This is a genomic window from Mesorhizobium sp. LNHC221B00 (genome assembly GCF_000502935.1).
In the GTDB taxonomy this organism is placed as follows: domain Bacteria; phylum Pseudomonadota; class Alphaproteobacteria; order Rhizobiales; family Rhizobiaceae; genus Mesorhizobium; species Mesorhizobium opportunistum.
The window spans coordinates 102,076-114,735 of record NZ_AYWR01000008.1 but is presented as its reverse complement, the minus strand read 5'-3'; the positions used below and the strand labels follow the sequence as shown (position 1 = coordinate 114,735).

Sequence of the window (12,660 nt, the reverse complement as noted above, 5' to 3'; positions counted from 1 at the left end):
GTAGCGGGGCGGCGTGACGCCGCCCCTTCCACCACAAAGGGAGTGGCGGCCTTGAGCTTTGCCGAAAACATCACCGTCGGGGCGCTGGAAGCCGATCCCTATCCGATCTATGCCGAACTCAGGCGCAGCGCGCCGGTCGCCTTCGTGCCCTCGGTCAGTCTCTGGTTCGTCACCCGCTGGAAGGATGTCGAACTGGTGGCGAAGTCGCCCGGCATCTTCTCCGCAATCGTCAAGGCCGGCGTATCGCCGGTCGAGCGCTCCTTCGGCAAGCCGACGATCCTGACCAGCGACGGCGAGGTCCACAAGCACCTTCGCCAGGGCGTCGACCCGAAATACCGGCCACGCACCGTCGCCTCCTATGCCGGCGATCTCGTGCGCTCGATCGCCGAGCCTTATCTCGATGCGATCGCCGAACGCGGTTCGGCCGAACTGATGGCCGATTATTTCGAGCCTGTGTCGACGCTTAGCCTGGCACGTTCGCTCGGCCTTGCCGACATCGACATGCCGACCCTGCGGCGCTGGTTCTATGGCCTTGCCCAGGGCGCCATTAATTTCGAGAAGGACCCTAAGCGGCAGGAAATCGCCGACGCGATCGGCGCCGAGGTCGGCGATGCGGTGACGCCGACGCTGGAAAGGCTGGTCCGCGAGCCCGACGATTCGGCGCTGTCGCACATGCTGCATGACGGCATGCCGGAAGGCAAAACGCGGCCGATCGACTTCCTGATGCCGACCGTCAAGGTGATCCTGCTCGGCGGCATGCAGGAGCCGGGCCACGGCGCCGGCTCGATCCTTGTCGGCCTGCTGAGGAGCCCCGACCAGTTGCGCAAGGTGCTCGGCGATCCCGAGACCTTCGTGCCCAAGGCCGTAGACGAGGGCTTGCGCTGGGTGGCGCCGATCGGCACGCAGACACGCGAAACGACCCGTGCGGTCGAGATCGGCGGAGCGACGATCCCCGCCGGCGCGCCAGTGGCGGCACTTGTCTCCTCGGCCAGCCGCGACGAGAGCCGGTTTTCCGACCCCGACCGCTTCGACATCGACCGCGACGAAGGCAACCACGCCGCCTTCGGCTTCGGCCATCATTTCTGTTCCGGCCGGTTTTTCCCGCGCGAGCAGATGTGCCTCGCGGTAAGGCTGCTGCTCGAGCGCTTTCCCGATCTCAGCCTGGTGCCCGGCAAGGAGCCCGTGTTCCGCGGCTGGGAATTCCGGGCGCCCACCACATTGCATGTCAGTTTCGGAGCCGGTCCCCAATGATCACCCAGAATGCCATCGACACCCTGCGCAAGGTCGAGATCGGCACACGCGGCCTGTTCATCGATGGCGCGCAGGCCGAGGCGACAGGCGGCGCGACGCTGCCCGTGATATCGCCGATCGACGGTCGGCCTTTCGCCAGCATCGCCGACGGCAATACCGCCGATGTCGATCGCGCGGTCCGGTCGGCGCGCAAGGCATTCGAGAAGGGCTCGTGGTCGCGCGCGGCACCCGCCTTTCGCAAGAAAGTGCTGACCAGGCTCGCCGAGCTGGTCGAAAAGCACGTCGATGAACTGGCTGTGCTCGGCGTGCGCGACAATGGCACCGAAATCGGCATGGCCTACAAGGCCGAACCGCTGTCGGCGGCCGGGACCATCCGCTATTACGCCGAGGCGATCGACAAGGTCTATGGCGAGATCGCGCCGACGGCCGAGAATGTGCTGGGGCTGATCCACAAGGAGCCGCTCGGCGTCGTCGGTGTCATCATGCCGTGGAATTTCCCGCTGATGATCGGCGCCTGGAAGATCGCGCCGGCGCTCGCCGCCGGCAATTGCGTGGTGGTCAAGCCGCCGGAGATCGCGTCGCTGACGCTGCTACGGCTGGCGGAACTGGCCGCCGAGGCCGGCTTGCCCGCCGGTGTGCTCAACGTCGTCACCGGCCGTGGCGCGGTTGCCGGCGAAGCGCTCGGCCTGCATATGGATGTCGACGCCATCGCCTTCACCGGCTCCGGGCCGGTCGGCCGGCGGCTGCTCGACTATTCCGCCCGTTCCAACCTGAAGCGTGTCTTCCTCGAACTCGGCGGCAAGTCGCCCAACATCGTCTTTGCCGATGCCCCCGACCTGAAACAGGCGGCGGTGGTGTCTGCCAACGGCATCTTCCGCAATTCCGGCCAGGTGTGCGTTGCCGGCTCGCGCCTGCTCGTCCAATCGACAGTCTATGACCGTTTCATGGACGAACTTCTCTCGGCAACCACGCGGCTTAGGGTCGGCGATCCGCTCGATCTCGCGAGCGACGTCGGCGCGGTGTCGAGCGCCGAGCAATTGGACAAGAACCTCGGCTTCGTCGCTAAGGCCGCCGAAGAAGGCGCAAGGCTGGTCACCGGCGGCGAGCGCATACTGACCGAGACCGGAGGCAGCTACATGGCGCCGACGATCTTCGAGAATGTGACACAGGACATGCAGCTTGCCCGCGAGGAAGTGTTCGGACCGGTGCTCGGCGTCATGCGTTTCGAGACCGAGGAGGAGGCGGTGCGGCTTGCCAATTCGACCGTCTACGGGCTTGCCTCGGCGGTCTGGACCGCCAATCTTTCCACCGCGCATCGCATGGTGCGCGCCATCAATGCCGGCGTCGTCCACGTCAACACCTATGGCGGCGCCGACATCACCGTGCCGCTCGGCGGCGTCAAGCAATCCGGCTTCGGCCGCGACAAGTCGCTGCATGCGCTGGAGAAATATCTCGAATTGAAGACCGCCTGGATCGCGCTTTGAGATCCCCCGGCTTTCCTTGAGAATCTGAGCGCCTGCAGAAGCGCCCAAGGTCGCATCGGGGTTCCGTCGCGGCCGGCCGGCGGTGCCTTGTGCTCGCTACCTCAGGATTTTTGAGAGAATATTCCCGGCTTCGGCGAGATCGGCGAAACACGTTCTTTGATAAGATCGATAGAATTTCTGACGATGTGACCAAGCCTAGGCAATCCGCCCTTGCTGCCATGACTTCACAACCGCAGAGATCAATCATGTCCGACGTCAACAACACTTCGCCAGCTTCCCCTTGGTCAACGCTCAACCGGCGCAATGGCCTTGCTCTGCTGTTCGCATCGGCGGTGGCGATCGGCAGCCTGATGGCTCCCCATGCCTCCTTCGCCGAAGACAAGAAGGCGATCAAGGTCGGCATCATCAGCGGCGAGGACGAGGATGTCTGGCGCGTCGTCGTCGCCCAGGCCGCCGAAAAGGGCCTCACCATCGAGACCGTGGTGTTCAACGACTATACCCAGCCCAACGAGGCGCTGGAGCGCGGCGAGATCGACGCCAACGCCTTCCAGCACCAGCCCTATCTCGACAACCAGATCAAGACCCAGGGCTACCATATCGTGCGCGTCGGCTATACCGGCGTCTGGCCGATCGGCCTTTATTCCAAGAAGTACAAAGCGGTCGCCGACCTGCCAGAAGGCGCGGTCATCGGCGTGCCGAACGACCCGTCCAATGAAGGCCGCGCGCTGCGCGTGCTGCAGAACGAGGGCGTGATCAAGCTGAAGGACGGCACCGGCATTCTCGCCACCACCGCCGACATCGCGGAAAACGCCAAGAAGGTCGAGATCAAGGAGCTCGATGCCGGCATCGTCGGCCGCTCGGTCGAGGATCTCGACGCGGCCGTGGTCAACACCGACTGGGCGCTGAAAAGCGGCCTGACGCCGGAGAACCGCATCGCGCAGGAGCCGATCGCCGACAACCCGTACCGCAACTTCATCGCGGTCAAGGTCGGCAATGAGAACGAGGCGTGGGTGAAGGCGCTGGTCGCCTCCTACCAGAACGAAGCCGTGAAAGCCGAGTTCGACAAGGTCTACAAGGGCACCGGCCTCAGCGCTTATTGACACCATCGGACACTGACTTGTCAGCTCCGACAGGAAGGCGGTCCGCGCATTGCGCGGGCCGCAATCGCATTTTCAGGATCCGCGTATGAACCAGCATTTTATCGAAACCACCGAGGCCATGGATCGGCCTGGCGCACCGCCGCAAGACGTGGTGCGTCTTGTCGACCTGAAGCGTCGCTTCGGCGCCACCGCGGCGCTCGACGGCATCTCGCTGACGGTGCGCAAGGGCGAGATCCTCGGCATCATCGGCCGCAGCGGCGCCGGCAAATCGACGCTGATCCGCTGCCTGAACGGGCTGGAGCGGCCCGATTCCGGTCAAGTCTTCATCGAGGGCCGCGAGATCAGCCGGCTCGGCGAGCGCGACCTGCAGCCGCTGCGCCGGCGCATCGGCATGATCTTCCAGCATTTCAACCTTTTGTCGGCCAAGACGGTCGAGGACAATGTCGCGCTGCCGCTGAAGATCGAGGGCCGCTCCAAGGCCGAGCGGCTGGCGCGAGCGGCCGAACTGCTCGACCTCGTCGGCCTGTCGGAAAAGGCCAAGGCCTATCCGGCGTCGCTGTCGGGCGGACAGAAGCAGCGCGTCGGCATCGCCCGGGCGCTTGCCGCGCGGCCGGCGCTGCTGTTGTCGGACGAAGCCACCTCGGCGCTCGACCCGGAAACGACACGCTCCATTCTCGCGCTGCTCAGAGACATCAACCGGCAGCTTGGCCTGACCATCCTCTTGATCACCCATGAGATGGAGGTGATCCGCTCGATCGCCGACCGCGTGGCGGTGATCGACGCCGGGCGCATCGTCGAGGAAGGGCCGGTCTGGTCGGTGTTCGCTAACCCACAATCAGACATCACAAGAAGCCTGCTTGGCGCGATCCGGCCGCAATTGCCGGCCGAACTCGCAGCGCGGCTGCTGCCGTCCGCCGGCGCCGACACCATCCTGCGCGTCGATGTCGCCGGCGAGGCCGCACGCGGGCCCTTGCTGTCCGATCTCGCGGCAACGGTGCCTGGTGCGTTCCGTCTTATCCATGGCGGCATCGACCATGTCCAGCAGCAGCCCGTCGGCACGCTGTTCCTTTCCGTCCCCGGCAATGATGCAGAGCATCTCGCCGAGGTGATCACATTCCTGAAGTCCCGCCAGGCGCGGGTGGAGGTGCTTGGCCATGTCGCCGATCCTGTTTGAGCTTCTGCTGCGGTCGATCTGGGAGACGGTGCTGATGACGGCCGCCTCGGGCCTCATCTCGCTGGTGTTCGGCCTGCCGCTGGGGCTGGCCTTGATCGCCACCGAACGTGGCGGCATCGCCGAAAGCCTGTGGATCAACCGCGTGCTCGGCGCGGTCATCAACGGTTTCCGCTCGGTGCCCTTCATCATCCTTTTGGTGGCGCTGATCCCGCTGACCCGGCTGATCGTCGGCACCTCGATCGGCACATGGGCGGCGATCGTGCCGCTGTCGATCGCGGCCACGCCCTACTATGCGCGCATCGCCGAAGTGTCGCTGCGCGAAGTCGACCATGGCCTGATCGAGGCGGCCCGCGCCATGGGCGGCAACCGCTGGACGATCATCCGCGAGGTGCTGGTGCCGGAAGCCCTGCCCGGCATCGTCGCCGGTTTCACGGTGACCTTGGTGACGCTGATCGGCGCCTCGGCGATGGCCGGAGCCATCGGTGCCGGCGGCCTCGGCGACCTCGCCATCCGCTACGGCTACCAGCGGTTCGAGACTTCGGTGATGATCGCCGTGGTCATCGTGCTGATCATCCTGGTCTGCGGCATCCAGTGGGCGGGCGACCGGCTGGTGGCGAGGCTGGATCGGCGGGGATGAGACCGGCTGACGAACTAGGCGATGATGTCTTCTATCAGTGCTTGCAAGGGCGCTTCGGAACCGCTGAAACTGTCGATCATGGCTTGAATGACGCGATCCCGTTCAAGGATGTCGGCATTGAATGTCAGCCCCGCGTGCTCGGCGAGCATCGCGAGGAAGGTAAGTTGGGTTCGGCCGTTGCCTTCGCGAAACGGATGCACGGCATTGATCTCCGCGACGATGTGGGCGGCGTGCCCGGAAAAGCCGACGCTGTCTAGGTCGGCTAAAAGGTCGGGATTGCCGAGTTCGCCGAACACCCGCGCCATCTCAGTCGCGATGTGCTCGGGATAACAGAACCAGCTGCCGCCCTTTCCGATGCGGATGGTGCGCGGCTGACCGGCCCAGGCATACACGTCCTGGAACAGATGCCGGTGCAGACTGCGGTAATGAGGGTAGTCCAGTTCGCCTGCCGGAAGAGGTTCGTCAGCGCGTGTCAAGAACAGAGCGAGCTCGACCTCATCGAGTTCGGTCTGGTCACGACTGTCCAGCAAATTGATGAGCACCGTCGTGCCGGGGTAACAGAGCGGATCGAACTCGGCGACGTAGGCCAACGTCTATTTCTTTTTGCGGATTTCTTCCTTGATGAGCGAACGCCGCTCATCACCGGATAGTCCGTGCCGCGCACTGTGGCTTAGTACCTTAGCCATGCGGGGCGACAGCTTCATGCCTTCGACGGCGCTGATTCTCTCGCCGCGCCCGCTCGTCAGAACGAACTGGCCGGTCTTGGCCGAACGGATGGTTCTTGAACTGGGAGACTTCATTTCGAAATCGTATCACAACCTCGGGAGGTGGGCCAAAGCGATTTCCGTGGCAAGTTGGACTAACCCCTCAGCCTCGCCCCTTCCGGATCGAAGAACGGCATCGGCGCCACCACCGCGCGCGTCGGCTTGCCCTCTATCTCGACGCTCAGTTCGGTGCCGATGGCGGTGAAGGGTAGTCGCAGATGCGCCGTGGCCAGCACTTTGCCGAGGGAATAGCCATGATCGCTGTAGGTGACGATGCCGGCGTCCTCGCCATCGGCCATCACCCTGGCATCCGTCGTGGCTGGCTTATCGCCATCGAGGATCAATCCGGTCCAGCATTCGTCGAGGCCCTTGTCTCGGACCTTGAGCAGGGCCTCGCGGCCGATGAAATCGCCCTTGTCGAACTTGATCCAGCGGCCGAGCCCGACATGGAACGGTGTGCGGCTCTCGTCCATGTCGATACCATGCGCCGGGTAAGCCTTTTCCAGGCCGAGCGTGAACATCGCCAACACACCATAGGGTTTCAGGCCGAAGTCCCGCCCGGCCTGTATCAGCCTTTCCCAGACCGAGGCCGCCTCGTCGGCCGGCACGAAGAGTTCGAAGCCGAGTTCGCCGGTGACACCGGTGCGCGAGATCAGCACCTTCGTCTCGCCGACGCGCCCCGAGGTGAACGCCCAACGCTTCAGCCCGTCCAGATCGGCATCCCTGACCAGCGCCTTCAGCAGATCGCGTGAGCGCGGGCCCTGGATGGTCGGGAAGGCGACCGCCGCGGTGATATCGGTGACATAGGCCTTGCGTCCTTCGGCATGGTGCAGCAGCCAGGGCAGCATCTTCAACCGGTTGACCGAGCCGGTCACCAGCATGAAATGCTCGGTCCCCAGTCGGAACACGGTGAGGTCGTCCAGGATGCCGCCATCCTCGCGGCAGACCGTGGAGTAGCGCACCTGGCCCGGCTTCATCGCCGCGGCATCGTTGACGATGACATGGTTGACCAGCGCCTCGGCGTCCGGCCCCTTGATGTCCATCTTGCCCATGGTGCTGAGATCCTGCACGCCGACATTTTCGCGCGTGTTCAGGTGCTCGTCGGCGATGCCGGAATAATATTTGGCCGAGACGAAATCGCCGCCGACCCGACCCATGGTCGCGCCCAATCCGACGATGCTGCTGTAGAAGGGGGAACGCCGCTCAGCCAAGAAAGTCTCCATTGTGCATTTCGATTCAGAGACCGTTTCGAAATTCGCTCTGGCGAGTCATATGATGGTGGTTTCGAGAACCGGAGCGGAGAGGACATTCGGGTCCGTGAGCACCGGAAGCGCAGAAAACGCCTTCAGATGGCCGCCAGAGTAGGATTTCCAAACGGTTTCAGTTGCCGTATACGTCGAAGGAAAAGTACTTGTCGTTGATTTCCTTGTACTTTCCGTTGGCGCGCAGCGCGTCGATGGCCGCATTGAACTTGTCGGCCAGCTCCTTGTTGCCCTTCTGCAACGCGATGCCGACGCCGGGTCCGTGAATGGCCGGATCGGCGGTCAGCGTGCCGAGTAGCTTGCAGCAGGCGCCGTCCGGCTTCTTCAGCCATTCGGTGAGGATGATCGAGCCATCCATCATCGCGTCGAGCCGGCCGTTGGCCATGTCGGTGCGGGCGTCGTCACCGGTCGGATAGGCCTTGACGGTCGAGCCTGAATATTTCTGCTCGGCGAATTTCTGATGGATGGTGGCGGTCTGCACGCCGAGCGCGTTGCCTTTCAGATCTTCGGGAGACGTGCCCGCGATGGGCGAATCCTTCGGCACCGCAATGGCCGGCGGCGTCTGGTAGTATTTGTGGGTGAACTCGACCTTCTCGGCCCGCTCGGGCGTGATGGTGATGTTGATGATGGCGTCGAACTTGCCGGCCTGGAGCGCGGGGATCGAGCCGTCGAAATCCTGCACCGTGAATTCGCATTCGGCCTTCATCTCGGCGCACAGCGCTTTGCCGAGGTCGATGTCGAAGCCGCCGAGCGTGCCGTCGGCATTGGCGTAGTTGAAGGGTGGATAGGCGCCCTCGGTGCCGATCCTGAGTTTGTTATCCTGGGCGGAAGCGGCGCCCGTGGCGAGGGTGAGAGCGACGGAAGCGGCAAGCACGAAATGACTGAAAAGACGCATGTTCCAGATCCCCGTTGACTGGCGAAGTCTACGGGCTTTCATGGGCGCGGCGGAGACGGAAACGACATCTGCTGCGGCGATCACGGCGCCGTGAGCTATCTACGCCATGGCGAGTGGTGGTGCGTTAGCCGGCGCGGTGTGCTTCCGTCGCCTTTTGGTCAACGGCGAGGTCGCCCGCCGACAGCACCACGCCGAATTTTTGGCTGGCTTCCTTCGGTGTATAGTATCCCAGCGCCACATCGCGCCGCACCTGATCGGCGTCGCGCTGGAATGGATCGCCATAGCCGCCGCCGCCCGGCGTGCCGACGCGCACGCGATCACCGGCCTTCAGCGGGATGTCCTGCTCCTTGGACAGATGCGGCGGCACGTGCTCCTCGCCGTTGCGGAACACGGTCACCGTGTTGGGCTCGCCGTCGCTGCCGCCGAGCGCGCCTTGCGGGCCGAAACGGCCGTGGTCCATGACGAAGGAGGCGCGCGCGTCGCCGCGCAGGATCTCGACCTCATAGGCGAGGCCGAAACCACCGCGATGCTTGCCGGCGCCGCCCGAGCCTTCACGCAAGGCATAGTGGCGGTAGAGCACCGGAAAGGCCTGCTCCATGATCTCGACCGGAGGCGACTTGGAAATGCCGATGGTCGAGCAGCCATTGGTCAGGCCGTCATGGCCTGAATTGCCGCCATAGCCGCCGCCGGAAATCTGGTACATGACGTAGTCGCGGCCGCGTGCCGGATCGTTGCCGCCGAGAGCGAAATTGCCGCTGGAGCCGGCGGGAGCCGCCGTCACCTTGTCCGGCAGCGCCTGCACCATGGCAGCGAACACCGCCTCGGCGATGCGCTGCGACACTTCGGCCGCGCAGCCCGACACGGGGCGCGGATATCTGGCGTCGAGGAAGGTGCCTTCCGGCCGCTTGACGATCAGGGGCTCGAAGGCGCCGGCACTGATCGGCACGTCGGGGAAAATGTGACGCATGGCGAGGTAGACCGAGGACAACGTCGTCGCCAGCACGCTGTTCATCGGCCCGGCGCACGGCTTTGACGAGCCGGCGAAATCGAAGGTCAGCGTATCGCCCTGTTTCTCGACCGCGAGCGCGATGGTCAGCGGTTCGTTGACCACCCCGTCGGAATCGACGAACGCTTTGGAGCGGTAGGTGCCGTCGGGGATGGCCGCTATGTTGGCGCGCATCTGTTCAGCGGCACGGCGGCGCAGCTCGGCGATGGCTTCGACAACAGTTTCGTCCCCGTAACGATCCAGGATTCCGTTGAGCCTGTCCTGGCCGATCAGCAGTGCCGCGGCCTGGGCCCTGATATCGCCGATGCGCTGGTCGGCGACGCGGATGTTGGAGCAGATGATGGCGTAGATTTCCGGATCGAGCGCGCCTTTCTTGAACAGTTTCACCGGCGGCAGCCGCAGGCCTTCCTGTTCGACGGCAGTGGCGGAAGCCGAGAAGCCGCCGGGCACGGAGCCGCCAATGTCGGGCCAATGGCCGGTGTTGGACAGCCAGCAGAAGATCTTGCCGCCCCGATAGACCGGCATGACGAAGCGCACATCCATCAGATGCGTGCCGCCGAGATAGGGATCGTTGACGATGTAGATGTCGCCCGGCTCCGGGGCCAGGCAGCGGCCGTCGGCGATCATCTCGATCACTGTCCTGGTCGAATATTGCATGACGCCGACGAACACCGGCAGGCCCTGCGATCCCTGCGCGATCAGCGAGCCGTCGACAGCCGAATAGATGCCGTCCGAGCGGTCATTGGCCTCGGCGATGACGGGCGAGAAGGCGGCGCGGGAGAATGTCAGGTCCATCTCATCGCAGACCTGCTGCAGGGCCGCCTGGAGAACCGAGAGCGTGATGGCGTCGAGCTTTGCCAAATCAATGTCGGGCATCTCAGGCCTCGCCGATATCGATGATGATGTTGCCGTCGGTGTCCGAGCGCGCGCGGTCGCCGGGCTCGAGCACAGTGGTGGCATCCATCTGTTCGAGGATCGCCGGCCCCTCGATGATGGCGTCGAGCGGCAGCTTTTCGCGGATGTATATCGGCGTGTCGTGCCAGCGTCCGGCATACCAGACCGGCCGGATTTCGCGCCGCGCCTCGTCAAGTGTTTTTGCCCGTCCGGCCGGGTCGATCAGCCGTGACAGGTCGATCGCCGGCCGCACACCGGTGACCGAGGTGTTGAGGTTGACGAGGTTGGCGCGGATCTCCGGCAACTCGACCTTGAAGCGGGCAAAGTAGGCTTTCTCGAATAGTGCCTGCAATTCCTGCCGGGTCACCGACGACGACGGCAGGGGCACGTTGATGATGTGGGTCTGGCCGACGAACTGCATGTCGGCGGAGTGGGTGACCCGGATCGTCTCCGGCTTCACCGCTTCCTTGCCGATCAGCTCCTCGCCTTCGTTTCGGTGCCGTTCCAACACCTGGTGGAGCTGGGCTTCATCGAGCATCGCGACCGGCTGGTTGACGGTGTTGACGGAGTCGTGGCGCAGGTCGGCGACGACGCAGCCGAGCGCGTTGGTGATGCCGGGCCGGGCCGGCACCAGCACCTTGGGCAGGCCGAGTTCACGCGCCAATGCGGTGGCGTGCAGCGGCCCGGCGCCACCGAAGGCGAACAGCGCGAAATCGCGAGGGTCATGGCCGCGCGACACCGACACCATGCGGATGGCGCCGGCCATCTTCATGTTGCCGAGCCTGAGCACCGCACCCGCCGCCTCGACGCCGGAGAGGCCGGTGGCCTTGCCGATCCTGTCCGCGAAGATGCCGGTGACACGCTCTGACGTGACCGGATTCTCGACCGCCAGCAGCTTCTTCGGCGCCAGTCGGCCGAGCACCAGATTGGCGTCGGTGATGGTCGGCTCCAGGCCGCCGCGGCCGTAGCAGATCGGGCCGGGATTGGCGCCGGCACTTTCCGGTCCGATCTGGATCAGGCCGGCCGCATCGACGCGGGCGATCGAGCCGCCGCCGGCGCCGACCGTGTGCACGGCCACCATCGGCACATGAATCGGCATCGCATATTCGATCTCGATCTCGTTCGAGACAGCAGGCTCGGCGTTGCGGATAAGGGCCACGTCGGTCGAGGTGCCGCCCATGTCGTAGGTGACGAGATTTTCGAAGCCGGCGCGCTTGCCGGTATAGGCGGCGGCGATGACGCCGGACGCCGGGCCGGACATCACGGTCTTGGCCGATTCACGTGTGACGAAGCGGGCCGAGATCATGCCGCCATTGCCGTTCATGATCAGGAAGTCGCGGGCATAGCCCTTGTCCGCCAATTCCTTGCGCAGCCGCTCGACATAGCGCTCGAGGATCGGCTGCACCGAAGCGTTGACCGAGGCGGTGACGCCGCGCTCGAATTCGCGCGCTTCCGACAGCAGCGCGTGGCCCGTGGTGATGTAGCCGTTCGGCCAGAGCTCGGCGGCGATCTCGGCGGCGCGCCGCTCATGCGAAGGGTTGGCGTAGGAATGCAGGAAATGGATGACCAGGGATTCGCAGCCGGCGTCGATCAGCGCCTTCACCGCCGCGCGCATCTCGGCCTCGTCGAGCGGCGTGCGCACCGTGCCCGACGCTTCGACGCGCTCCGACACTTCGAGCCTGAGATTGCGCGGGATAATCGGGACGAAGGTGCCGGTCATGCCATAAGCTTGAGGCCGCGTGCGCCGGCCAAGCTCGATCACGTCGCGAAAGCCGCGCGTGGTGATCATGCCGGTCCTGGCCAGCCGGCGTTCCAGCACCGCGTTGGTGGTGGTGGTCGTGCCGTGCACGATGAGGTCGATGCCGTCGATCGGAAAGCCGGTGGCGCCGAGCGCCGAAACCACGCCGAAGGCCTGGTTGTCGACCGTGGTCGGCGTCTTGGCGATATGCACCTTGCCGCCGTCCTTGCCATCGATCAGAAGCAGGTCGGTGAAGGTTCCGCCGACGTCGATGCCGGCAACCACGCTGCCCAGGGAATCCGGCTGCTGCACCGAAAAATTCTCTTTCATAGTCGAAACCCGAAATGCTGGGACTACGGATAGGTCACAGCTTGGAAAGGTGTTTCGCGGCACCATCTTGACGCAAATATCGTTTGTATACTAATAAATTCCGGACACAAGAGCTTACCAACTCG

11 protein-coding genes are annotated in these 12,660 nt (G+C 64.5%); 5 read left to right on the top strand and 6 right to left on the bottom strand.

The annotated features are described in order from the left end of the window. Positions 1–51: 51 nt before the first annotated feature. From X741_RS153865 to X741_RS153885, 5 genes are all read left to right on the top strand, one after another. Positions 52–1,251, top strand: coding sequence for a cytochrome P450 (locus X741_RS153865; RefSeq protein ID WP_023777764.1), 1,200 nt, complete (start codon positions 52–54; stop codon positions 1,249–1,251). Beyond that, the gene (locus X741_RS153870) at positions 1,248–2,735 is read left to right on the top strand and encodes an aldehyde dehydrogenase (RefSeq protein WP_023777763.1); all 1,488 of its coding nucleotides are present in this window, start codon (positions 1,248–1,250) and stop codon (positions 2,733–2,735) included. Before X741_RS153865 ends, X741_RS153870 begins: the two co-directional genes overlap by 4 nt. A 245-nt stretch (positions 2,736–2,980) precedes the next feature. Continuing rightward, complete coding sequence (locus X741_RS153875) at positions 2,981–3,835, top strand: MetQ/NlpA family lipoprotein (RefSeq protein ID WP_023777762.1); 855 nt, start codon at positions 2,981–2,983, stop codon at positions 3,833–3,835. 85 nt (positions 3,836–3,920) lie between these two features. Beyond that, a complete protein-coding gene (locus X741_RS153880; RefSeq protein WP_023777761.1) occupies positions 3,921–5,009 on the top strand; it encodes a methionine ABC transporter ATP-binding protein in 1,089 nt (362 codons plus the stop codon). Next, a complete protein-coding gene (locus X741_RS153885) occupies positions 4,990–5,646 on the top strand; it encodes a methionine ABC transporter permease (protein ID WP_023777760.1) in 657 nt (218 codons plus the stop codon). The genes X741_RS153880 and X741_RS153885 overlap by 20 nt, the downstream gene beginning before the upstream one ends. Before the next feature lie 14 nt (positions 5,647–5,660). Here X741_RS153885 and X741_RS153890 read toward each other — a convergent pair whose 3' ends face one another. The 6 genes from X741_RS153890 to X741_RS153910 form a co-directional block, all read right to left on the bottom strand. Further along, positions 5,661–6,236, bottom strand: coding sequence for a Fic family protein (locus X741_RS153890; RefSeq protein ID WP_023777759.1), 576 nt, complete (start codon positions 6,234–6,236; stop codon positions 5,661–5,663). A gap of 3 nt (positions 6,237–6,239) precedes the next feature. Then, positions 6,240–6,446, bottom strand: a complete 207-nt coding sequence (locus X741_RS1000000169715; protein WP_023777758.1) for a hypothetical protein — start codon at positions 6,444–6,446, stop codon at positions 6,240–6,242. A gap of 59 nt (positions 6,447–6,505) precedes the next feature. Then, positions 6,506–7,621: an aminomethyltransferase family protein gene (locus tag X741_RS153895; protein ID WP_023777757.1), complete on the bottom strand. Its 1,116-nt coding sequence runs from the start codon at positions 7,619–7,621 to the stop codon at positions 6,506–6,508. Positions 7,622–7,790: 169 nt separating this feature from the next. Next, positions 7,791–8,567 carry an ABC transporter substrate-binding protein gene (locus X741_RS153900; RefSeq protein WP_023777756.1) on the bottom strand — a complete coding sequence of 259 codons (777 nt, stop codon included), beginning with the start codon at positions 8,565–8,567 and terminating at the stop codon, positions 7,791–7,793. 124 nt (positions 8,568–8,691) lie between these two features. Further along, the gene (locus X741_RS153905) at positions 8,692–10,449 is read right to left on the bottom strand and encodes a hydantoinase B/oxoprolinase family protein (RefSeq protein ID WP_031250013.1); all 1,758 of its coding nucleotides are present in this window, start codon (positions 10,447–10,449) and stop codon (positions 8,692–8,694) included. Between the two features lies 1 nt (position 10,450). Continuing rightward, positions 10,451–12,535, bottom strand: a complete 2,085-nt coding sequence (locus X741_RS153910) for a hydantoinase/oxoprolinase family protein (protein WP_023777754.1) — start codon at positions 12,533–12,535, stop codon at positions 10,451–10,453. Between the last annotated feature and the right edge of the window lie 125 nt (positions 12,536–12,660).